The sequence below is a fragment of the Lichenihabitans sp. Uapishka_5 genome, assembly GCF_033947565.1.
GTDB lineage: Bacteria > Pseudomonadota > Alphaproteobacteria > Rhizobiales > Beijerinckiaceae > Lichenihabitans.
Map to the genome: position 1 here is coordinate 1 of NZ_JARPVX010000021.1, position 22,147 is coordinate 22,147.

A 22,147-nucleotide genomic window follows, 5' to 3' on the forward strand; every position below is an offset into this window, starting at 1 on the left:
CCCCCGCGCGCCCGGCTCGCGCCCCTGCGCCCGAGCCGCTCCGCCGGGCCGAGACCGTGCGGGACCAGGTCGTCGCGGCCTACACCCAGGGTGGGGCGCTGGTGCGCGACCGGCCGCGATTCGATCCCCTGCTGACGATGGTCTTCGCAGCTTTTTTCGGGTTCCTGCTGGGCCTCGTGGTGCGGGAATCGCGCTGAAGCGTCCAGCCTGCCTGTAAGGCCTTCGCGGTCGACTAAACGGCTGCGGAAGTTCAGAGGCCGGACAGCACCCGCCGCTTTGAGCCATCGCTGAACCGCGACAGGCGAAAATCATGCGGGTCGACCACCGGGGCCGCGCCGGTCACGAGATCGGCCACCAGGCGACCGGCCCCGGGCCCGATGCCGAAGCCATGGCCCGAGAAGCCCGTGGCGACGATGAGCCCCGGCACCGCGTCCACCGGCGAGATCACCGGCACCGCATCCGGCGTCACATCGATCATGCCGGCCCATTCCTGCACCACCTCCGCCTTGGCAAAGGCCGGAAAAGCGGCGGCGAGCCGACGCAGTGCAGCGCGGTTGACGGCCCGGTCGGGTGCCGGGTCGAGCACGCGTGTGGCCTCGTAAGGCGAGGGCCGATCGAGCGGCACCGGTCGGGCCTCCGTCCATTCACGCGCGAAGCGGCCGTCGAGCCGCAGCTTGAGGGATTTCCGCTCGTTCAGGAAGGTCGACCAGAACTGCGGCAGGAACCGGATGCTGTCGGGCACCACGTTCACATGGCCGTCGGCGATCGTGTAGCCGCCGTCGCGGCGTTTGCGATAAGCGGCGCCGGCGAACCAAAAGGCCGCCTCAGGGCCGCCGACGAGCGGCGCGGTGCGCATGACGCTCGATCGCACCTTGAGCTGCGGCAGCGACACGTCGAGGTCGCGCAGGAAGCGGCGCGACCAGGCGCCGCCGGCCAGCACCGCCGTGGTGGTGCGGATGCGGCCCCGCTCCGTCACCACCGCCGAGACCCGCCCGCCGGACCGCTCGAGCCCGCGCACCGCGCATCCGGTGAGGATCGTGGCCCCGGCCCTGCGGGCCGCGCGGGCCATGGCGGGCGCCGCCATCTGGGGTTCGGCACGGCCATCGGTGGGGCAGAACAGCGCCGTCTTCCAGCGCCCGGAGGCGCCCGGCACATGCCGGTCGAGCTCGGCTCCCGAGATCATCCGGGCGTCGATCTGGTAGGGTCGCGCCTGCTCGAGCCAAGCCTCGTGGCGGGCGATGTCGGCCTCACCGTCGGCCGCGAAGGCGATGCCGGCGGCGCGGAAGCCCGTGTCGTCGCCGATCGTCTCGTTCATGCGCTCCCATTGGCGCAGGCTCTCGACGATGAGCGGGATCTCGCGCGGGTCGCGGTCGAGCTTGCGCACCCAGCCCCAGTTGCGGCCCGACTGCTCGCCCGCGATGGTGCCCTTCTCACAAAGCACCACCGTCACGCCCTTGCGAACAAGGTGCAGCGCCGCGCAAACCCCGATGATGCCGCCGCCGATGATGACGACATCGGCCTCGGCCGGCAGGCGGGCGTCTGAGGTGACGGGATCGACCGGGGGCCCCATGGTCAGCGCTTTCGGTGGCAGCAATCAGAACAGGCCCGACAGGAGGTTGATGGTCAAAGCCAGAACCGCCGTATTGAACGTGAAGGCCACGAGCCCATGCACGGTGCCGATGCGACGCAGGCGCTTGTTGGTGAAGGCGACGTCCGCTGTCTGGGAGGCGGCGCCGATCACCACGGCGAAATGCAGGAAGTCCCAATAATCGGGCGCCGGATCGTTGGGGAACTGCAGACCGCCGATGACGTCGGTTTCGTCCGGGGTGGTCCAGTCGGGCGCGTAATATTCATGGGCGTAATGCAGCGCGAAGACGAGCTGCGTCGTGAACCAGGAGATCATCACGGTCGCGAGCGCCAACCCGACGCGAAAGCCCTTCATCAGGCTATGCGCGTCCTTGGCCAGGGACAGTTCCACCGCGACCGCGGCGAGGCTGGTCGCCGCGGCGATCAGCACCAGGGCCAGGATCATGCCCTGGCCTTCATCCTGGGCCGCCACCCGGGCCTTGATGTCGCCCTGGTCCCGTCCCCGCATGTGCTGGAGGGTGAGCAGCACGAACCACAGGCAGGTGACGTCCCAGGCCAGGATGGCGCGGGTGCTGCGTTCCAGCTCCGAGGGCAACAAGCTCGACGCGACAAAGATCACGAGGCCGACGACGATCCCGCTCGTCAAACGAGGGCGCGACGCGAGAGGCCCCAGCAGGGCGTGGTAGACCGGGCGTGTTCGAGAAGGCGAGGCGGTGTTGGCCACAGCGGCATCCGGTTCGAGCGATCGACGGACAGGACCCGCGATGCCGCCGTGATCGGCAGCTTGACTAAACGCCGCAGGCCCACGTCCTCGCACCCCTCCCTAGCAAGGCGGCGCTTCCGTCGCAACGCGGGAGAGAGCCCCCTGCCCCCAGGCTTTCTTCGAGCGGGAAGGCCGTAGTTCTGGCAGCGCATAGCTTGGTCCCGCGGTGAGCAACGCATGCGTCGCACTTTATGCTGCGTTGCAGCAATGCGCATAGTCATGCGTGAAACGCAGGACTATCTTGGGTTCAATTACGGAGAAACCCCATGACCAAGTTCATCACCACCCTGCGCGTCGCCCTTTCCAATCGCCGCGCCTATCATCGCGCCCTGAACGAAATCGCCAAGATCGATGCGCGCGAGCTGAACGACATGAACGTCGATCGCGAGACGCTGGTCGGTGCCGCGCATCGGCAGGTCTACGGCCATGCGCGCTGAGGCCGTCAGCCGACGCTTCCGCGACGTCTTCCAGCACGCCGCGCAGGCGGACAGGGCCCCGGCCCTCGACGACGACACCATGATGCCGCTCGCCGAGGCAGCCCGGCTGTACCAGGACACGCAGCGCGGCAGCGATCTCCACCGTTTTTCGGCCGGCTTGGCCGAAACCGACGACGTGTTGCTGACCTTTTGGGCGTGTCGTCTCGCGGAAGCCGGTGTGGCGATCCACGGCACCCGTGTGATGGCGGCGCGATCCGAGCTCGTACCCCTCGAAGCCATGCGGGCCGGCAGGCTGTTGCATCATGCGGCGCGACTGACGCGCGGCCATGATCAGGCGTTCCAGGATTTCTGCGATCTGAAGGTCAAGCGTCAGGATCTCGCAGATCTCGGCAAAGCGGCCTGATCCCCAAAGCTCCCGCGGGGCTCGCAAGGTCAGACAAGCGGCGTTCGCCAACCAGACTTCGCCGACGGTGGTCCTGTGTTGCCGGGACGCCGCCCCCGTAAACCCCCAGGACAGGTGCGGCGTGTGGCAGGATCAGCGTAGCCCTGCCACACGCCGCATTCAACGCTAGCAACGTCTTGACACGGAAGCGTGAAGTCGAGGTATTCCCGACACGCGATCGCAGAACTTGTGCGGCATGGTGATGTTGCGCACCCCGTGTTGACTTGCCTCGGCGGTGCGTGCGGTCGACGCTCCACCGAACCCGGAGCGTCGGCCGCCGCCTTCAGGCCACTGGCCGCAACTGTGGCGCGTGTCGTGCCCCGATCAGGCGCCCTGCTGGCTTTCCGGATAATCGGCACCGAGCGTGACCGCTTCCCAAGTGTCAAAATCGGCCTTCAGCGCCGCGAGCTTCTGTCGTGCCAGGTCGAGGGCGGGCTTGCCCAGCAGCAGGTGGCGGGGCGGCTTTGGGGCCGTGACGGCCTGGATGATGGCTTCGGCAGCCCGCACCGGATCGCCGACCTGCTTGCCGTCGCGCGCAAAGGTCTGCTTGCGCCGTTCCCCGGCGGTGGCGGCGTAATCGTCGATCTCCGTGGCGGATCGGCCGATCGAGCGGCCGGCGAAATCGGTTCTGAAGGGGCCGGGCTCCACCACCACGACATGCAGGCCGAGGGGCTCGACCTCGACGGCCAGGGATTCCGACAGGCCTTCGACCGCGAATTTGGTTGCATGGTAATAGCCCGTCGCGCCGAAGCTGACGAGCCCACCGATCGACGATAGGTTGACGATCGCGCCGCTGCGACGCGCCCGCATGCCGGGCAGCACCGCCTTGGTGACGGCCACGAGCCCGAAGACGTTGGTCTCAAACATGGCGCGCACCGGCCCGTCCTCGCCTTCCTCGATGGCCGCGAGATAGCCGTAGCCCGCGTTGTTGACCAGCACGTCAATCTGGCCGAAGCGGGCCTGGGCGGCGTCGACGGCCGCCGTGATGGCTGCCGGATCGGTGACGTCGAGCGCGAGGCCCAGAGCCTGCGCCTCGTGCCCGGATACGAGGTCCTTGACAGCATCGAGGTTGCGGGCCGTCACCACGGCGCGCCAGCCGCGCGCCAGCACCGCCTCCGCGAGGGTGCGGCCGAAGCCGGTGGAACAGCCGGTGATGAACCAGACGGGTTGGTCGGACGACGTCATGCTGAAAATCCTGCGTGTCGATCGATGATCGACCGATCCAGCAGATAGGGCGTCAGCCAAGCGGGGACAGGCGGCCGCGCGGAACGACGGGTCGCTTTCAAAACCCCCCGCGGCATGACACTCATGGGTTCATGAGCAGCTTGCACAAACTGATCGGCACCGTGGCCCGCCGGCGTCTGACGCCGCTCACCCGCTATGGCGCGACACTGCTGCTCGTGGGCGCCACGACGCTGCTTCGATATTTGGCTCCCGCCTTCGTGGCGCCGTTCCTGCTCTACATCCCGGTCCTACTGGCCGTCAGCCTCGCCTTCGGGTGGGGCTGCGGAACGCTTACCCTGGTCCTTTCGGGCTTGGCAGCGGCGTGGTTCTACACCCGCGACGGCTCCCTCAGCCACGTGGAAGCGTCCTGGCTCTGCCAATACGTGCTGATCGGAGCCGGCATGGTCTGGATCTGCCATGCGCTCCGGCGATCCATCGTGCAGAACGAGGCGACGCTGAAGCGCCTCAACCAGGCCAATCGGGTCCTGGTCGACAACGAGGCGGCGCTGAACGAGGCCCATGCCCGGACGGAGGCCGCCAAGCAGGCCGCCGAGCAGGCAAACCTCGCCAAGAGCGCCTTCATCGCCAACATGAGCCATGAACTCAGGACGCCCTTGTCGGCCATCATCGGCTACAGCGAAATGCTGCAGGAGGAAATGGCCGACGGGGCGGACGCGGCCGAGCTCGAACCCGACATGCGCAAGATCGAGGGCAACGCGCGGCACCTGCTGGGGCTCATCAACGACGTGCTCGACCTCAGCAAGGTCGAGAGCGGCAAGATGGACGTGTATCCCGAGGCCTTCGACCTCGCCCCCGTGGTGCAGGAGATCGCCAACACGGCCCAGACCCTGGTCGAGAAGAAGAACAACCACCTCGACGTAGCGATCGCGCCGGGCCTCGGCCGCATGGTGTCGGACCTGACAAAGGTGCGGCAGATCCTGCTGAACCTCCTCAGCAACGCGGCCAAGTTCACCGAACGCGGCACCGTCACCTTGTCGGTCGACCGCGAATTGTTCGAGGCCCGCGACCATGTGGTGTTCCGGGTGGTCGATACCGGGATCGGCATGACGGCCGAGCAGGTGTCCCGGCTGTTCCAGCGCTTCGTCCAGGCCGATGCCTCGACGACGCGCAAATATGGCGGCACGGGCCTTGGGCTGTCGCTCACCAAGGCGTTGAGCGAGATCCTCGGCGGCGTCATCGAGGTCGAGAGCGTCAGCGGCCAGGGCACCACCTTCACGGTCAGGCTTCCGGCCGCCTACCGGGTCGAAGGCAGCGAGCCGGCGGTCGAGCCCGAGGACGAGGCGGCGCGCGGCAGCGACCTGGTGCTCGCCATCGACGACGACGCCGACCAGCGCGCCCTGATGACCAAGTTCCTGCACCGCGAAGGGTTCAAGGTCCGCACGGCCGGCGACGGCGAAACGGGGCTGGTGCTGGCGCGCGAATTGCGGCCGCGCGCCATCCTGCTCGACGTGATGATGCCGGGGGTCGACGGCTGGTCGGTGTTGAGCGCCCTGAAGTCCGATCCCGACCTCAGCGCCATCCCGGTCATCATGGTGACCTTTGTGGAACAGCGCGCCTTGGCGGCCTCGCTGGGCGCCGCCGATTATGTAATGAAGCCGGTGCGCTGGGACCGTTTCAAGAGCGTCATGGACCGGTTCCGGCCGCCCGAGAACGATGCCCTGGTGATCGACGACGATGCCGACACGCGGGCCCGCATCCGCAAGGCGCTGGAGCGCGACGGCTGGTCGGTGACGGAAGCCGAGAACGGCCAGGACGGTCTCGACAAGCTCGCAAGCGTGCGGCCCGGCATCGTGCTGCTCGACCTCACCATGCCGGTGATGGACGGCTTCACCTTTCTGGAGGCGATGCGGGCCATCCCGGAGCATGCGACCACGCCCGTCGTGGTGTTGACGGCGCTCGACCTTACCTGGGAAGACCGCCGACGCCTGCAGGGCGCGAGCCAGATCCTGCACAAGGGCGACGCCAGCATGCGGACCCTGGCGGAGCGACTGCATGGCCTTGCGTCGAGGATCGGCGAGCCGCCGGCCGCCACCCCGCTCTCCGGGGCGGTTCAGCCGTAATCGACCCACACCCCGCCGGCGTCGGCCGACCTGACGCAGGTTTCCACCCAGCGCACCCCCGCGACACCCGCCGCAATGCCGGGATAGCGCAGCGTGGCGAGGCGGGCCGCGTCGCCGCGGTCGGTCGCCTCCATGGCGATGGCGAAGCTGCGGTACAGGTTGGCCCAGGCCTCGAACAACCCTTCCGCATGACCGGAGCTGATGTGGTCGAGTGCCAGCGCGTCCGGGTGCAGATAGGCCATGCCGCGATCGAGGACCCGGGCCGGCTCGCCCTGCACCTCGAAGGACAGCTGGTTCGGGTGCTCGTCCCACCATTCGAGGCTGGCCTTGGCGCCGACGATGCGCACCTTCTGGCTGTGGGTGGCGCCGGCATTGACGGCGCTCGACCACACGGTTCCGAAGGCGCCACCCTCGTATTGCATCAGCGTCATCGCATTGTCTTCGAGCGGGGCTCGGCTCGCCACGAAGCTTTGCCGGGCGCATAACAGGCGCGCGATCTTGAGCTCGGGCGCGATCACCTGGCTGAGGTAGAGCGGGTGGGTGCCGATGTCGCCGAGCACATAGCTCGGCCCGGCGAAGCGCGGATCGACACGCCAGCGGGTCGACGGGCTGTCGAGTTCCACCGCCGTGTTGTGGAAACCGTGCGCGAATTGCAGGTTGACCAGGCGGATGGCACCGAGGTCGCCGCGCGCCACCATAGCGCGGGCCTGCTCGATCATCGGATAGCCGGCGTAGCCGTAGGTGACGCCGACCACCCGGCCGCGCGCCTCGGCGAGGCGCTGCAGGGCTTCGGCCTCCGCCACGGTGAAGCACAGCGGCTTCTCGCACACCACATGCAGGCCCGCCTCGAGCGCCGCCTTGGCGATGGGAAAATGGGTATTGTTGGGCGTCGCGATCGACACGGCCTCGATGCCGTCCGGCCGCGCCGCCTCGCCGGCGAACAGGGCCTGGTAATCGGAATAACAACGCGCGGGATCAAGGCCGAGCCCGACGCCGAAATCCCGGCCGCGCGCCGGATCAATGTCGAAGGCCCCCGCCACCAGGGCAAAGCCGCGGTCACGCAGCGCCGCGGCGCGGTGGCTGTAGCCGATCTGGCTGCCCCGCCCGCCCCCCACCATGGCCCAGCGGATCGGCCGCGCGGTTTGTGGTTCGCCGTTGAACATGCGTTTCCCCCTCCATGGCCGCGATGCGTAGCGGACTTGCCTCAGGGCGCGACACAGCGGATTTGATGGGTTCCCCTCAACCGTCACCGGGGTTCGACGATGGCCCGCAAGCCGACGATCCAGGACGTGGCCACGCTGGCGGGCGTGTCCATCGCGACGGCCGACCGCGTGCTCAACCGGCGCGGCGGCGTCGTGCCGGCCAAGGAGAGCCGCGTGCTTTCGGCGGCACGGCGGCTGAAGCTCGACCGGCGGCTCGGCGGCGGCTACGCGCATCGCCTGCGGGTTGCGGTGTTGATCGAGGCGGCCACCAACCCGTTCCACGCGGCGCTCGGACAGGCCTTCGCGAAGCTCAACGCTACTTCGGCGGAGCTGAACCTCCAGTTCCTGGTGCATCACCTCGACCCGAACCGGCCGGAGCGCATTCCGGAGATCATCGACCGGCTGGCCCGGCAGCATGACGGCCTCGTGGTGGCGAGCCCCGCCGGCCAGGAGATCGCGGCGGCGCTGCGCCGGGCCGCCGCCGCGATCCCGGTCGCGACCTTGGCGACCGACATCCCCGACAGCGGCCGCCAGGCCTATGTGGGGCCCGACGACCTGCAGGCCGGCCGCGTGGCCGGCGACCTGATGGGCCGCTTCCTCGGCCCCACAGGGGGCGACGTGCTGATGGTGACGGGCCTTCTGTCGATGTTCGGGCAGCGGGCGCGCGAAGCGGGGTTTCGCAGCGTACTGGCGCAGCACCATCCGGCCTGCCGGGTGGTGGCCGTCGAGGAAAGCCGCGAAACCGCCCACCGGGCCGGCACCATCGTGGCCACGGCGCTGCGCCGGCACCCCGGCCTCGCCGGACTCTACCTGACCTCGGCGGGTGCCGATGCGGTGGTGGCGAGCCTGATGGCCGCCGGCCGCCCGGATGTCGTGTTCATCACCCATGAATTGACGGAGGACCGCCGCGCGCTGCTGCAGCGGCGCGCCATCCACGCCGTGGTCGACCAGGATGCCGCCAGCGAGGTGCAGGTCGTGGCCGACACGATGGCGCGCCTGCTCGGCCGCATCGAGGGCGACGTCCTCACCCGGCCGACCCCGGTGCGGATCTATACGGCCGAGAATTGTTGACCCGTCGCGCCAACCGCCGACGGGCGGCGCGATCGCTCATCGCCTCAATACACGTCCTTCAGGAACCGCTTGCCGGCCGACAGCGCGCCCATATAGGCGGCGGCGGCCTCCTCGGTCATGCCGCCGTGGCGGGCCACGATGGCCTGCAGGGCGCGCCCGACATCCTTTGCCATGCGGCCGGCGTCGCCGCAGAGATAGATGTAGGCACCGGCCTCGAGCCAGCGCCACAGCGTTTCGCCCTCTGCCAGCATCTTGTCCTGCACATAAACCTTCTCGGCCTGGTCGCGCGAAAAGGCGAGGTCGAGCCGCGTCAGGTGGCCGCTGTCGAGCCAGCCTTGCAGTTCGTCGCGGTAATAGAAGTCCGTCGCCCGGTGCTGCTCGCCGAAGAACAGCCAGTTGCGGCCGGAAGCGCCCTGCGCTTCCCGGTCCTGCAGGAAGGCCCGGAAGGGCGCGATGCCGGTGCCCGGGCCGATCATGATGGCGGGCGCCTGGGGATCGGCGGGCGGCCGGAAATGCGCCGAAGGCTGGATGAAGACCGGGACGGTCCCCTGTTCGGCGCGGTCGGCCAGGAACGACGACGTTGTTCCGCTCCGGTTGGCGCCGTAGCGGACGACCGACACCGTGAGGTGAACCTCGCCGGGATGGCGCTTCGGGCTCGACGCGATGGAATACAGCCGCGGTTGCAGGCGCTTCAAGCCTTGGATGAAGCTTTGGGCCTCCATGCGGCCGGGTGCCAGCCGGACGATGTCGGCAACCTGCTTGCCCCACAACCATCGCGACACCGCCTCGCGGTCGCCCGACAAGGCTTGCCCGAGCGCGACGTCGCCGCTGGCCGACCGCCACCACGCCGCGAAATCGGGGCTGGCGCGGCCGATCTCGAGATGGCGTTCGAGCGCCTCGCCGACCGGCATGTCGCCGAGGCCGTCGAGGCGCACGGGGGCCTCGGCTTTCAGGCCGACGCCGTCGAGCAGTTCCGCGACGAGGCGCGGGTCGTTGCGGGGCCAGACGCCGAGCGCATCGCCGGCCTGATAGGCGAGGGCGTCGCCGGTGGCGAAGACGAACTGCCGGACCTCCTTGCCGCCGCCGGCCCCGGTCAACAGTCTGTTGCCGGTCAGGATCGATCCGTAGGGCGAGCGGCGGCTGAAGGTCGGCCCCGCCGCCTCCGGCACTGCCACCAGGGGTGCCGAAGGAGCGCCTGGGGCCGACGGGTCGCGCAATGCGGCGCCGACCGCCTCGCTCCACAGCCCCGCCGCGTCGGTCGCATCGGGCTCGCAATCGAGCCGGTCGCGCAGGCGCGCGGCCCCAAGATCCGCGAGCCGCTGGTCGAGCTTGCGGCCGAAGCCGCAGAACTGGTCGTAGTTCGGGTCGCCGAAGCCGCAGACCGCATAGCGCAGCCCCGCCAGGGACGGCACGGCGCCCCCGGTCAAGCGATCCCAGAAGGCGACGCCATTGTCGGGCGGCTCGCCATCGCCGAAGGTGCTGACGAGGAACAGGCCGGTCTGCGCCTCGGCAAGGTCGGTGACCGAAACGGCCTCGAGCCCGCACAACCGGACCGCATGGCCCTCGGCCGTGAGGCGCTTGGCCAGATCGCCAGCAGCCGCTTCCGCGGTGCCGGTCTGCGACGCCCAGGCGACCAGGATCGTGGCGGCCTGCTCGGCTGGTGCCGGCGCCGCGCCTGCCCCCTTGCGGCGCGAGAACAGGCCGGCCAGCATGCCGTCGACCAGCAGGCGGCGTTCTTCCGCGAAGGGGGCCGCCGGCGGCAGGGCCGGCGCCTCGACGCCGCCGAGCGCCACCGCGGCGTCGAGCCCCAGGATGAAACCTTCGAGGTAGCGCTGCTCCGCCGCGGTGAACGCCGGCGCCTGCATCACGCCGAGGCCCGTCATGGCGCGCAACGCCAGGGTCTCGCCCGTAGCGGGAGCCGCGAACAGGCCCGAGCCGCCCCCTTGAGGGCCGGAGAAGGGTTTCACGCGAGGCATCTCCTTTCCGGCATCGGGCGCAACGGGGTCCCGGACCGCGCGGATCGCCACCGCCGTGAGCTTGAGCCCCGGCTGCAGCGACACGGGATCGACGGCGTCGTTGGTGAGGACGTTGACCGCGAGGTCGTCACCGAAGCTGTCGTTCCAATGGAACGGCGCGAAGCAGGTGCCGGCCCGCACCCGGTCGGTGACGACGGCCGGCAGGACGGCCTTGCCACGCCGCGAGCGGATCTCGACCTTGTCGGCATCGCGGATGCGGAGTTCCGCCGCGTCCTCGGGATGGATCTCGACGAAGGGACCCGGGTTCAGCTTGTTCAGCGTCGGGACCTTCCCGGTCTTGGTCATCGTGTGCCACTGGTGCTGCAGCCGGCCGGTGTTGAACACCAGGGGAAAGTCGCGGTCGGGCATCTCGGCCGCGGGGGCATGCGGCCGCGCGAAGAAGCGCGCCTTGCCGGAAGGCGTCGCGAAGGCGAGCCGGGGCACGGAGCCGTCCCCGGCGGTCAAGCGCGCCTGGCTGACGCCGTCGTTCAGGTAGCGGATGGGATTGCGCCCGGCATCGTCGGGGGACGCCACCGGCCATTGCAGCGGCCCGTCGCGGAGGCGGTCATGGCTGGCGCCCCGGATGTCGTAGCCGGTGGCGGGGTTCCAGGCGGTCCGGATCTCGTCGAACACCGCGGCAGCCGACGCATAGGTGAAGGCGTCGCCGTAGCCCATCGCCTGCGCCACGCGGGCGATCAGCATCCAGTCGGGCAGCGCGTCCCCGGGCGGCTCGACCGCCTTGGGGGTGAGCGTCAGGGTGCGCTCGGAATTGATCGTCACACCGTCGCCCTCGGCCCACAGCGCCCCGGGCAGCAGGATGTCGGCGTAGATGTTGGTTTCCGTGTCCAGGAAGGCGTCCTGCGTCACCACGAGTTCGGCCGCCCGCAGCCCGGCGATCACGCTGTCCCGGTTGGCGACGCTTGCCACCGGATTGGTGCAGATGATCCAGCAGGCCTTGATGGCCCCTGCCGCCATATCCTTGAACATCGCGACCGTACCGCCGCCCGCCTCGGCCCTCAGGCTGCCGGCCGGAATCTGCCACAACGCTTCGACGGCGGCGCGATCCTGCTCCGACAAGGCGGAACGCTGCCCCGGCAGGCCGGGGCCCATATAGCCCATCTCGCGGCCGCCCATGGCGTTCGGCTGGCCGGTCAGCGAGAACGGGCCGCTGCCGGTGCGGCAGATCTTGCCCGTGGCGAGGTGGAGATTGCAGATGGCATTGGCGTTCCAGGTGCCGTGGATGCTCTGGTTCAGCCCCATGGTCCAGCACGTCATCACCTCCGGCGCGGCAGCGATCATCGCGGCGGCCCGGACGATGTCGGCGACCGCAAGCCCGGTGATGGCCGATACCGCCTCGGGCCCGTAATCGGCCAGGAAGTCCGGCATCGCCTCCCAGCCTTCGGTGAAGCTGGCGATGAAGCCCCGATCCAACTGGTTGTTCCGATGGAGCAGGTGCAGCAGACCGTTCAACAACGCCAGATCGGTGCCGGGCCGGATCTGCAGGAAGAGGCTGGCCTTGTCGGCGGTGGCGCTGCGGCGCGGATCGACCACGATCAGGCGGGCGCCCTTCTTGATGCGATCCATCATCCGCAGGAACAGGATCGGGTGGCAATCGGCCATGTTGGAGCCGATCACCAGAAACAGGTCGGCCGTGTCGAAATCCTGGTAGGAGCCAGGCGGCCCGTCGGAACCGAGCGACAGCTTGTAGCCGCTGCCGGCGCTCGCCATGCAGAGCCGCGAGTTCGATTCGATGTGGCGGGTGCGGATGAACCCCTTGGCGAGCTTGTTGGCGAGATATTGCGCCTCGAGCGACATCTGCCCCGACACATAGAACGCCACCGCATCCGGGCCGTCGCGGTCGATGATGGCCCGCAGCCGCCGCGCCGTCTCGGCGATGGCGATCTCGCGATCCACCGGCACCTGATCCTGTCCCCGGCCGCGGCGCAGATGCGCCTTCTCGAGGCGCCCCGATCCGGTGATGGCCTGGGCGCAGGTGTTGCCCTTGGTGCATAGGCGCCCGAAATTCGTCGGATGGGTCTTGTCGCCCGACACCTTGGTGATGCGGTCGTGCTCGACCTGCATGACGATGCCGCAGCCGACGCCGCAATACGGGCAGGATCCTTTGACCGCCGTCGCCATGGTCAGGCCCCGGTCAAGCCGCGCGCCGCCCTTGAGCCGGCGCAGCCAAGCCCAGGGCGAGCGAGGCTGGAGGAACGATCGAAATTCACCAAGGCACGCCTCCAGATGTCGTCGGCCCGAAGGGCACGGCGGTTCAGGGTCGGCAGCGGTGCCGTCCGGCCTTCGTCGTTGAACGCCGGATGATCGCGCAGGCGATCGGACGTTGCTGTGCACAGACCATGCCAGCGGCGGTCACAGCGGGCGGATCCGGCATCGAGGCCCGGTCTGGCTAAAGCGGCGGCACGCCTGGGCGGCAAAGCGGCAGGTAACGCGATCGCTGGAGCCAGTTCCGGGCAACACGCTCGCGGCGCGACGACCGCCCTGGCCGCGCATGTCCGACTTTCCTTGACTCCGCACAGTCCAGATTCCTATGCTCGCCCCGCATTGTCTCGAGGTGCGGAAGTCGGTGAAAATCCGCACGGTCGCGCCACTGTGATCGCTGCGCCCTTCGGCGCGCGAGAGTCAGACCTCCCTCGGGACCAGGCACCCCTCGAACCGGGACGCGACATCCCGAGGAGACTGTTCATGTCCGATTTCACCTTTGCTCCCGGCGCCCGTCCGGTTTCCCCTCCGGCCATTCCGCTCAAGGAGGCGCTGCCGTGGGTGATCCTCGGCGGCCTTGTGCTGCTGATCGCCATCTATTTCGTGGGGGCGGAAGAAGGCGCCACCGCCCTGGTGCGGGGCACGGTTGTGCATGAATTCCTGCACGACGGCCGGCACCTGCTCGGCTTCCCCTGCCACTGAGGGGATCACCATGGTTGGGAAACTCCTGCTGCGCGGCATGCTGGTTGGGCTTGTCGCGGGACTGCTGACCTTTGCCTTTTTGAAGGTGTTCGGCGAACCACAGGTCGACCGCGCCATCGCGTTCGAAACCCAGATGGACGAGGCCAAGGCCCAGGCAGCCGCCGACGCGGCGCAGGCCAAGGGCCTGCCGGCCCCGCCCCGAGAGGCCGAGGAGGAGATCGTCAGCCGGCCGACGCAGGCCGGCATCGGCCTCTTCACCGGTGTGATGGTCTATTGCACGGCCTTCGGCGGCCTCTTCGCGCTGGTCTTCGCGCTTTGCTACGGCCGCCTCGGCGACCTCGGCCCCCGTGCCACCGCGGCCCTGCTGGCGGGCCTCGGCCTCGTGGCCGTTTATATCGTGCCGAACCTGAAATATCCGGCGAACCCGCCTTCGGTCGGTGACCCGGATACAATCGGCCTGCGGACGGGGCTGTATTTCGCCTTCATGGCCTTGTCGCTGGCTGCTACCATCGCCTGCGCGATGCTGCGCAATCGGCTGGTCGCCTCGCAGGGACGCTGGAATGCCACCCTTTGGGCCGGCGGCGCCTATCTGGCCGCGATGATCGGCGTGGCGGCGCTGATGCCGGCCGTCAACGAGGTGCCGGCCGACTTCCCAGCCGTCACGCTTTGGGCCTTCCGCCTGTCGTCCCTGGGCGCGCAGGTGATCCTGTGGACGGCGCTCGGACTGATGTTCGGCGGCCTGACCCACCGGGTCGCTGCCCGCGAGGGCGTGCGGCGGCTCGACGCCGCGGTGATCTGACGGGCGAGCCGGCACCACGCGGCTGAGGGACACCAGCATGACGCCATGGTGCGGCGGCTCCGATGCCGACCAGGCCCTCGCCCGCCTTGCCGACCGGACGGCCGGCATCCGCCCGATCGACGCGGCCGAGTACCAGGCACGGCGTAAGCGGCTCGTGGCGGCGATGGGGGTGGCGGGCGTCGGGGCGCTCACCCTCGACGCCAGCCGCACGCTCACCTACTTCACCGGGGTGCGCTGGTCCGGCAGCGAACGGCTATGCGGCGCCGTGCTGACGGCCAGCGGCGCCTGGACCTTCGTGGTGCCGGCTTTCGAGCGCGGCACATTCGAGCGGCTCGCCGGCACCGAGGCGTCGATCCTCACCTGGGAAGAGCACGAGGTGCCCGAGGCCATGGTGGCGCGTTGGCTCCTCGATCAGGGCGCCATGGCCAAGCACCTGGCGCTCGATGCAGAAACGCCCTTCTTCCGCGCCGAACGGCTGCGGGCGTCCTTGCCGGGCGACTGGCGGATCGGCTCCGCCGCGGCGCTAACCGACGATCTGCGGAGCCGCAAGTCCGACGCCGAAATCGCCCTGATGCAGCGGGCCTTCGACATCACGCTGACGGTGCAGCGCGCCACAGCCACCATCCTGCGCCCCGGCATCGCGACCGGCGACGTGGCGGCTTTCGTGGATGCCGCCCACAAGGCCTGCGGGGTCGCGTCCGGCGCCTCGTTCTGCATCGTGCTGTTCGGCCCCGACACGGCTTTTCCACACGGCGTCGATGCGCCAAAGGTGCTGGAGCCGGGCGACACCGTGCTGGTCGACACGGGCTGCGTACTCGCGAACTACCAATCCGACCTCACCCGCACCTATGTGTTCGGCCCGCCGACGCCTCAACAGCGCCGCGTCTGGGCGCATGAGCGCGAAGCTCAGGAGGTCGCGTTCGCGGCGGCCCGCCTGGGGGCGCCTTGCGAAAGCGTCGACGACGCCGTGCGGCGCTTCCTCGAGCAACAAGGCTACGGCCCGCACTATCGGCTTCCGGGGCTGCCGCATCGGACCGGGCATGGGCTGGGCCTGTCAATTCACGAGCCGCCTTATTTCGTCCGTGGCGACGCGACGCCGCTGCGCGAAGGCATGTGCCTCAGCATCGAGCCGATGCTCTGCATCCCCGACGCCTTCGGGGTGCGGCTCGAAGATCACATCCACATGACCGCCGACGGCCCGGCCTGGTTCACGCCGCCGGCCGCCTCGCTCGATGCGCCATTTGACGTAGCGTGACGGTTGGGCGCCCCAAGCGCCTCCTCACAGGCCGCAAAGCTGCCGGGCCAGCCGGACCGCATCGGACCAAAGATCGACCCGCGCCGCCGGGGCGGACGGGTCATCGACCGTGTGCACCAGGGCGGCGAGCTTCGCTTCGACGCGGTCCTGGTCCTCGCCATAATTGATCTCGCCCGCGAGCCGGCCCGCTTCGTCCATCAGATAGACGGTCGAGGAATGGTCGACCGCATAGGAACCGCCGCCCGTCCAAACGCGGCGGTGGACCACGTGATAGGCCTTGGCGATGGCCTCGGTCTGGGCTTCGGTGCCGGTGAGGCCGCGGATGCGCGGGTCGAAGGACGACAGGTAGTCGCGCATCTGGGCCGGAGTGTCCCGCTCGGGGTCGACCGTGACGAAGGCCACGGTGAGCCGGTCCGCCGCGGCGCCCAGGCGTCCGAGCGCCGTCGTCAGGCTCGACAGCGTCGTGGGGCAAACGTCAGGGCAGGACGTGTAGCCGAAGAAGATGGCGCTCGGCTTGCCGCGCAGATCGGCATCGGTGACCGGCTTGCCGAACATGTCGAGCAGCGCAAAGGCGCCGCCGACCCGGCCCTCCGCGTAGCTGTCACGCTGCTGAACGGCGACAAGCGTCACCAACCCCAGCACCACCACGGCCGCGATGCCGCCGACGACCGCCAGGAACGCACGGGAGATCATGCCTGCCTCACAGGATGGGAGAACCGGTGGAGCCGGACACGGTCATGGCGCGACGGTGAAGCCATAGCTGCCGCTCGTCTTGTGGCCGTCTGTCGCAAGCGCGTGCCAGGTGACCTCATAGGAACCGGTCGCAAGCGGCGCCGCCACCGGCACAATGAGCGTCGTGTCGTCCCCGGCGCGGAGCTTGGCCTTGCCGGTCGCCACGGCGGCCTTGCCGGGCCCGGTCAGCGTGGCGCCGGTGAACGTCGGGTTCACGCCTTCCGAGAAGGTGAGAGTCAGTTCCAAGGCCGCCGCGACGCTGCCGTTCGGCAACGGCGTGGCGGCTTTGAGGTGCGCATGCGCAAAGGCCGGCGCGCTCGCAAGGCTGAGCACCGCGGCGAGCAGGATCGCGGCGTGATTTGATGCTGTCATGGTTTGGGCCCTCGAAGGATGGGGGAGATCGGCACCGGAGCTTGCCTCAATCCATGTGCATGCCGGGCATCGCCGGCTGAGCGGAGCCCCCCGGGGCCTTGGCCCCGATACCCTCCACTACGAAGCGCACCGGCACCGTGCCGGCCTGCGTGAAGCTGAGCGTGCCGTCCACGGTCTCGCCCTGCTTCAGCCCGTGCTTGAGGTCCGTGAACATGATGTGGGTGCCGGACGGCGACAAGGTCACGCTGCCGCCGGGCGGTATGGTGAGCGGTCCCGCCGGCCGCATCCGCATGATGCCGCCTTCGGTGCTCATGCTGTGAACCTCGAAGCCACCGGCGGCCGTCAAAGAGCCGCCGGTCAGCGTGTCGGCCTCTGTGCCATGGTTGGTGATCGTCAGATAACCGCCCGCCACAGGGGCGCCGTTCGGCGTGGCGCGGGCCCAGGGTCGCTGGATCACGAGGTCGCCGGCCGCAACAGTCTGGGCGAGCGCGACCGACGGCGCGAGCGACAAGCAGACGAGCGCGGCCAGTTGGCCGGCTCGGAATGGGTTCGACATGGGTGTGTGTCCTGAATGGCGTGCGGCATTGGAGGGGCGCAGACGCGCCGCCCTGGCGTTGCCGATGGGTGGAGCTTTGGGATCGCGGGCCTCAGATCACCCCGTTCGGAGGCCCCTGGGACTGGCGCGGTGTCGGCACGCGCGCGATGACGGGCGCCCACCCCAGGGCTTCCGCATGGGCGGCCCGATGCTCCACCCGGGCCGGCGCCACGACAGGCGCAAGTGGAGCCAAGACCGGCGCGCAAAGCGCACAAGCGTCGCAGCAATCGTGATGGCCCGGGGGCTGCGGGTCGGCGGGGTCGCCTGCATCGTGGTGACAGATCGGAACCGTCACGCCCGCCAGGGTCTCGGCCACGGCCGGCGCATCGACCATCGCCATCGCCCGCCCGAGGCCGGACAGCGTCAAGGCGACGAGCAGGATGGCGGCAAGCGCCTGCCGCACGGCCGATGAACGGAAGTCCCTCACGCCCGCACCGCAGCGCGGCCGGCAGGCGCTGTCAAGCGGCATGCGGGGCTCCCCCGCCCTCCGGACCATGACCGCGATGTCCCGTCACCCCGGGCGCGCCGAGCCACGACGGCGGCCATCGACTGGGTTCTGCCGAAAAACAAGGCGTTGAATCAACGCGTTTGCCGCGATTTTACCCAAGCCGCCGCGGGCTCCACAATTGACATCGAAAGCGAAACTGCGCTGATATGTCTAAGCATATATGGCAGGACGCGCCGCGGTGTTGCCCTGCCTTTCATGGGGAACCAGCATGAACAGACGTATTCTCCTGCAGACCGTCGTCGGACTGGCCCTGACAATGGCGGCGCCGATCGCCGCGAGGGCGGAGGATGCGCTGGCGCACGTCAAGGCGGCGGGCGTCCTCAAGGTCGGCACCGAGACCGCCTTCGCGCCCTTCGACTTCATCGACGAGGCGGGCGAGCATGCCGGCCTCAACGTCGACCTGTTCAACGAGGTCGGCAAGGAACTCGGTGTCAAGATCGAATGGGTCGCGCTGCCCTGGGACGGCGTGTTCCCGGCGCTCGAGTCCGGGCAGTTCAACATGGTGGCCGGCCCGGCGACGATCACCAAGGCGCGCGCCGAGCGCTACCGGTTCCTGTCGCCGATCGCCGAGGCGACGGTCGCCATCCTGAAGGGCGCCAAGGACGACACCATCAAGACGCCGGCCGACATCGCCGGCAAGAAGGTCGGCGCCGGCAAGGCGACGGCGCAGCTCGCCCAGTTGCAGACCTTCGGCAAGACGCTGCCGAAGCCGGTCGAAGCCCGCGAATATCCGGGCTACAACGAAGCCTATGCGGATCTCGCCGCCGGTCGCGTCGCTGCGGTCGCGAACTCGCTGCCCAACATCGCCTATGTGGCGTCGAAGCAGCCCGACACCTTTGCGGTGGTGACGCCAGCGTTCGGCCAAAAGAGCTATTTCGGCTTCATCGGCACCAAGAAGCCCGACGACCAGCCCTTGCTGGACGCCGTGCAGGCAGCGCTGGTGAAGATCAAGGCCGACGGGCGCATGAAGACCCTGCAGCAGAAGTGGTTCGGCCTCGCCTTCGACACCCCGGACGTGGCGCCCGAGCCGACCTTCTGACGCAGGCTTCGACGGACCCGCGATGTCCCTGCGGCTCTTCGAACTGATGCTGACGGCGGCCGGCTATACGGTCGCCATCAGCGCCGCCGCGATCGCGATCGGGCTCGCCATCGGCATCCTGGTCTGCGCCGCCAAGCTGTCGCCGCGGCTCTGGCTCCGCTGGCCCGCGATCGTCTTCGTGAGCTTCTTCCGGGGCGTGCCGCTGCTGGTCCAGCTGCTGCTGATCTACAACCTCCTGCCCAGCCTCGGCATCGCGGTGCCGAGCCTCGTGGCGGCCCTGATCGGCCTGTCGCTCTGCACCGCCGCCTATCAGGCCGAGAATCTGCGCGGCGGCTTCATCAGCGTGCCCCGCGGCCTTCTCGAGGCCGCCGATATGGCGGGGCTGTCGCCCTGGCAGCAGTTCCGCCGCATCCGTGCGCCCATCGCATTGCGCCTCACGGTGCCGGCCCTGGTGAATGAAGCCATCCTGATCCTGAAAGCCTCGTCGTTGATCTCGGTCGTCGGCGTGGTCGAGCTGACCCGCATGGCGCAGAACCTGTCCGCCTCCACCTACCGGCCCTTGTTGTTTTATTCGGTGGCGGGCGGGCTCTACCTCGCCATCAACTGGATCGTGGCGGCCGGCGGCAGTGTCGGCGAGCGTGTTCTGCGCCGGGGACGGTTGTCGTGACCTTCGATGTGTCGGTGATCGTGGCCGCCCTGCCCGAGGTGCTGGCCGGACTCGAGGTCACGCTCGGCATCTGGCTGGCCGCGATGGTTTTTGGGGCCCTCGGGGGCTTCGGGGTCGCGGCCTCCCGGCGCTTCGGACCGAAGCCGCTCGGCATCCTGCTGGGCTCTATCGTGAACGTGCTGCGCGGCACCCCCTTCCTGGTGCAGATCTTCCTGCTTTATTTCGGCGGGCCCTTCATCGGCCTGAAGCTCGACCCCATCCCGGCCGGCCTCATCGGCTTGAGCGCCTATGCGGCCGCCAACTTCTCGGAAATCTTCCGGGCCGGTTTCGCGGCGATCCCGCTCGGCCATATCGAAGCGGCCCAATGCGTGGGGCTGACGCAGGCGGAGATCGTCCGGCGCATCATGGTGCCCGAGATGACCATGTTGGTGCTGCCGCAATGCGTCAACATGGCGGTGGTGCTGGTCAAGGAAACGGCCGTGCTGTCGATCATCGCGGTGCCGGAAGCGATGGCGGTGATCAGCGCGCTCGGCTCGCAGCAATATGCCTTCGTGGAATCCTTGTTCCTGCTGGCCTTGATCTATTGGTCGCTGGTCGAACTCTGCAGCTGGGCCGGGCGGGGAGCCGAATCGCGGCTCTCGAAATACAGGTTCTCATGACGTCCAACGCTTCCGCGATCTCGATCCGCCACCTGTGCAAGAGCTATGGGAAGACCGAGGTGCTGCATGGCATCGACCTCGAGATCACCCGCGGGGCCACCACCTGCCTGATCGGCCCGTCCGGCTCGGGCAAGTCGACGCTGTTGCGCTGCATCGCCTTTCTCGAGGAAGCCACCAGCGGCACCATCCTGGTCAACGCGCAGCCGCTCGGCTTCGAGGAAACGCCGGACGGCAAGCGCATCCGCCTGCCGGCGCACAGCATCCGCAAGGTCCGCCAGGGCATCGGCATGGTGTTCCAGCAGTTCAACCTGTGGCCCCACATGACGGCCCTCGGCAACGTCACAGAGGCCCTCGTCACCGTGAAGGGCCTCCCCCGGGCGGAAGCGGAGGGGCGCGGCATGGCCCAGCTCCGGCGCGTCGGCCTGGAGGCCCGGGCCAAGCATTATCCGTCCGAACTGTCGGGCGGCCAGCAGCAGCGCGTCGCCATCGCCAGGGCCCTGGCGCTCGAGCCCAAGATCCTGCTGTTCGACGAGCCGACCGCCTCGCTCGATCCCGAACTGACCGGCGAGGTGCTGAACGTCATGCGCGACCTCGGTGGCGAAGGCATGACGATGGTCATCGTCACCCATGAGATCGGCTTCGCGGCCACGGTCGGCGACCGCATCGTGTTTCTGGATCACGGACGCGTCCTGTTGAACGGGGCGCCGACCGATCTGTTCGGCGGCTCACGCCATCCGCGGCTGACGCAGTTCCTCGAAACCTACCTCGACCGCGGCGCAGCCATGTTGCTGAAGCCTTCGTGAACACCGGAACACCCAAGGGCAGCGGGCCCGCGCCACACCGGACCACGACCGCATCGAAGGGGGCCACGCGGCACAACCACATCATCGAGGAGATCCGCCTGCTGATCGTCGGCGGACGCTGGCCGCCGGGATTCCAGCTGCCGATCGAAACCGAGCTCGCCGACCAATATGGCGTGTCGCGGATGACGATGAACAAGGCGCTCGGCCAGCTGGCGCGGGACGGCTACCTGGTGCGGCGCAAGAAGAGCGGCACCCAGGTGGCGCAGCCGCGCGCCGAGTCGGTCGTCATGGCGATCGCCGACATCCGCGACGAGGTGCTCGGCTCGGGCCGTGCCTATCGTTTCACGCTGATCGAGCGTCGCCTCCGCCCGGGGCGGCCGGACGACGCCCAGCTGGTCGGCGCGGCGATCGGGGGCACCGAGGTGCTGTGGCTCGAGGGCCTGCACCTCGCGGACGATCGCCCCTTCTGCCTCGAAACCCGGCTCATCAACCCGGCCACCGCCGATGGGGCGGCCGGCCAGGATTTTTCCACGCTCGCACCGGGGGCCTGGCTGCTTCACGCCGTGCCCTGGAGCGTCGCCAGCCATCGCGTGCGGGCCGTGAACGCCGGGGCCTCGGATGCGAAGCTGCTCGAACTCGCGGTCGGCGAGGCCTGCCTCGAGATCGTGCGACGCACCACCGTGGCGACCGAGTGGGTCACGGGCGTCCGGCTGCTGTATCCGGGCAGCGACCACCAACTCGTGGCGAATTTCAGTCCCGAGGCCGGTCCGGGCCCGGCATCGTCAGCTCCTTGAGGCCGGGCCTGCAAAGGCGCCCACAAGCCGGCAGGGCAGGATCTCCGATCTCAAGCCAAGCGGCGTCGTTGACGATCGCTTCCTTCATTCCGGGCAAGCGCAGCGCAGACCCGGAACCGGGAAGCTTCGGCGTCGCAGGCCGAAGCACACCGGTTCCGGGTTCGGCTGCGCCCCCTCCGC

At 69.1% G+C, this 22,147-nt stretch carries 22 protein-coding genes; 13 read left to right on the top strand and 9 right to left on the bottom strand.

The features are described from left to right. A partial coding sequence (locus P7D22_RS10205; RefSeq protein WP_319934121.1) for a hypothetical protein occupies positions 1-197 on the top strand: 197 nt, incomplete at its 5' end. Between the two features lie 53 nt (positions 198-250). Here the strand turns inward: P7D22_RS10205 and P7D22_RS10210 are convergent. Continuing rightward, on the bottom strand, positions 251-1,570 hold the full coding sequence (locus P7D22_RS10210) for an NAD(P)/FAD-dependent oxidoreductase (RefSeq protein ID WP_319934122.1): 1,320 nt from the start codon (positions 1,568-1,570) through the stop codon (positions 251-253). A gap of 24 nt (positions 1,571-1,594) precedes the next feature. Further along, positions 1,595-2,311 carry a DUF1345 domain-containing protein gene (locus P7D22_RS10215; RefSeq protein ID WP_319934123.1) on the bottom strand — a complete coding sequence of 239 codons (717 nt, stop codon included), beginning with the start codon at positions 2,309-2,311 and terminating at the stop codon, positions 1,595-1,597. Positions 2,312-2,616: 305 nt separating this feature from the next. On the opposite strand from P7D22_RS10215, the gene P7D22_RS10220 reads away from it, so the two are divergent. Next, a complete protein-coding gene (locus P7D22_RS10220) occupies positions 2,617-2,787 on the top strand; it encodes a hypothetical protein (RefSeq protein ID WP_319934124.1) in 171 nt (56 codons plus the stop codon). Next, positions 2,777-3,190, top strand: coding sequence for a hypothetical protein (locus P7D22_RS10225; protein WP_319934125.1), 414 nt, complete (start codon positions 2,777-2,779; stop codon positions 3,188-3,190). Before P7D22_RS10220 ends, P7D22_RS10225 begins: the two co-directional genes overlap by 11 nt. A gap of 363 nt (positions 3,191-3,553) precedes the next feature. On the opposite strand, the gene P7D22_RS10230 is transcribed toward P7D22_RS10225, so the two are convergent. Next, a complete protein-coding gene (locus tag P7D22_RS10230) occupies positions 3,554-4,414 on the bottom strand; it encodes an oxidoreductase (RefSeq protein WP_319934126.1) in 861 nt (286 codons plus the stop codon). Between the two features lie 131 nt (positions 4,415-4,545). Between P7D22_RS10230 and P7D22_RS10235 the strand changes: the two genes are divergently transcribed. After that, positions 4,546-6,534 carry a response regulator gene (locus P7D22_RS10235; protein ID WP_319934127.1) on the top strand — a complete coding sequence of 663 codons (1,989 nt, stop codon included), beginning with the start codon at positions 4,546-4,548 and terminating at the stop codon, positions 6,532-6,534. Here the strand turns inward: P7D22_RS10235 and P7D22_RS10240 are convergent. Beyond that, positions 6,525-7,697, bottom strand: coding sequence for a Gfo/Idh/MocA family protein (locus P7D22_RS10240; RefSeq protein ID WP_319934128.1), 1,173 nt, complete (start codon positions 7,695-7,697; stop codon positions 6,525-6,527). The genes P7D22_RS10235 and P7D22_RS10240 overlap by 10 nt on opposite strands. Positions 7,698-7,796: 99 nt before the next feature. On the opposite strand from P7D22_RS10240, the gene P7D22_RS10245 reads away from it, so the two are divergent. Continuing rightward, positions 7,797-8,807, top strand: a complete 1,011-nt coding sequence (locus P7D22_RS10245; RefSeq protein WP_319934129.1) for a LacI family DNA-binding transcriptional regulator — start codon at positions 7,797-7,799, stop codon at positions 8,805-8,807. A gap of 44 nt (positions 8,808-8,851) precedes the next feature. On the opposite strand, the gene P7D22_RS10250 is transcribed toward P7D22_RS10245, so the two are convergent. After that, positions 8,852-12,961: a bifunctional nitrate reductase/sulfite reductase flavoprotein subunit alpha gene (locus tag P7D22_RS10250; RefSeq protein WP_319934130.1), complete on the bottom strand. Its 4,110-nt coding sequence runs from the start codon at positions 12,959-12,961 to the stop codon at positions 8,852-8,854. A gap of 564 nt (positions 12,962-13,525) precedes the next feature. On the opposite strand from P7D22_RS10250, the gene P7D22_RS10255 reads away from it, so the two are divergent. The 3 genes from P7D22_RS10255 to P7D22_RS10265 are packed head-to-tail and all read left to right on the top strand — an operon-like array spanning position 13,526 to position 15,798. After that, a complete protein-coding gene (locus P7D22_RS10255; protein WP_319934131.1) occupies positions 13,526-13,744 on the top strand; it encodes a CbtB domain-containing protein in 219 nt (72 codons plus the stop codon). A 10-nt stretch (positions 13,745-13,754) separates the two neighbouring features. Continuing rightward, a complete protein-coding gene (locus P7D22_RS10260; RefSeq protein ID WP_319934132.1) occupies positions 13,755-14,543 on the top strand; it encodes a CbtA family protein in 789 nt (262 codons plus the stop codon). 37 nt (positions 14,544-14,580) lie between these two features. Then, a complete protein-coding gene (locus P7D22_RS10265) occupies positions 14,581-15,798 on the top strand; it encodes a M24 family metallopeptidase (RefSeq protein WP_319934133.1) in 1,218 nt (405 codons plus the stop codon). A gap of 24 nt (positions 15,799-15,822) precedes the next feature. On the opposite strand, the gene P7D22_RS10270 is transcribed toward P7D22_RS10265, so the two are convergent. The 4 genes from P7D22_RS10270 to P7D22_RS10285 all read right to left on the bottom strand — a co-directional run bounded on the left by P7D22_RS10270 (position 15,823) and on the right by P7D22_RS10285 (position 17,966). Then, positions 15,823-16,491, bottom strand: coding sequence for an SCO family protein (locus P7D22_RS10270; RefSeq protein WP_319934134.1), 669 nt, complete (start codon positions 16,489-16,491; stop codon positions 15,823-15,825). A 42-nt stretch (positions 16,492-16,533) separates the two neighbouring features. Next, entirely contained in the window at positions 16,534-16,902 is a 369-nt protein-coding gene (copC, locus tag P7D22_RS10275) for a copper homeostasis periplasmic binding protein CopC (RefSeq protein ID WP_319934135.1), read from the bottom strand. A 46-nt stretch (positions 16,903-16,948) separates the two neighbouring features. After that, the gene (locus tag P7D22_RS10280) at positions 16,949-17,458 is read right to left on the bottom strand and encodes a copper chaperone PCu(A)C (protein WP_319934136.1); all 510 of its coding nucleotides are present in this window, start codon (positions 17,456-17,458) and stop codon (positions 16,949-16,951) included. 91 nt (positions 17,459-17,549) lie between these two features. Next, complete coding sequence (locus tag P7D22_RS10285; RefSeq protein ID WP_319934137.1) at positions 17,550-17,966, bottom strand: hypothetical protein; 417 nt, start codon at positions 17,964-17,966, stop codon at positions 17,550-17,552. A gap of 247 nt (positions 17,967-18,213) precedes the next feature. Between P7D22_RS10285 and P7D22_RS10290 the strand changes: the two genes are divergently transcribed. Genes P7D22_RS10290 through P7D22_RS10310 form a run of 5 tightly spaced genes read left to right on the top strand, consistent with a single transcriptional unit; the run spans position 18,214 to position 21,967 of the window. Continuing rightward, positions 18,214-19,044, top strand: coding sequence for a transporter substrate-binding domain-containing protein (locus P7D22_RS10290; protein ID WP_319934138.1), 831 nt, complete (start codon positions 18,214-18,216; stop codon positions 19,042-19,044). 22 nt (positions 19,045-19,066) lie between these two features. Further along, positions 19,067-19,711, top strand: a complete 645-nt coding sequence (locus tag P7D22_RS10295) for an amino acid ABC transporter permease (RefSeq protein WP_319934139.1) — start codon at positions 19,067-19,069, stop codon at positions 19,709-19,711. Further along, on the top strand, positions 19,708-20,370 hold the full coding sequence (locus P7D22_RS10300) for an amino acid ABC transporter permease (protein WP_319934140.1): 663 nt from the start codon (positions 19,708-19,710) through the stop codon (positions 20,368-20,370). The genes P7D22_RS10295 and P7D22_RS10300 overlap by 4 nt, the downstream gene beginning before the upstream one ends. Further along, positions 20,367-21,173, top strand: a complete 807-nt coding sequence (locus P7D22_RS10305; RefSeq protein ID WP_319934141.1) for an amino acid ABC transporter ATP-binding protein — start codon at positions 20,367-20,369, stop codon at positions 21,171-21,173. Before P7D22_RS10300 ends, P7D22_RS10305 begins: the two co-directional genes overlap by 4 nt. Beyond that, positions 21,170-21,967, top strand: coding sequence for a UTRA domain-containing protein (locus P7D22_RS10310; RefSeq protein WP_319934142.1), 798 nt, complete (start codon positions 21,170-21,172; stop codon positions 21,965-21,967). The genes P7D22_RS10305 and P7D22_RS10310 overlap by 4 nt, the downstream gene beginning before the upstream one ends. Positions 21,968-22,147 lie beyond the last annotated feature (180 nt).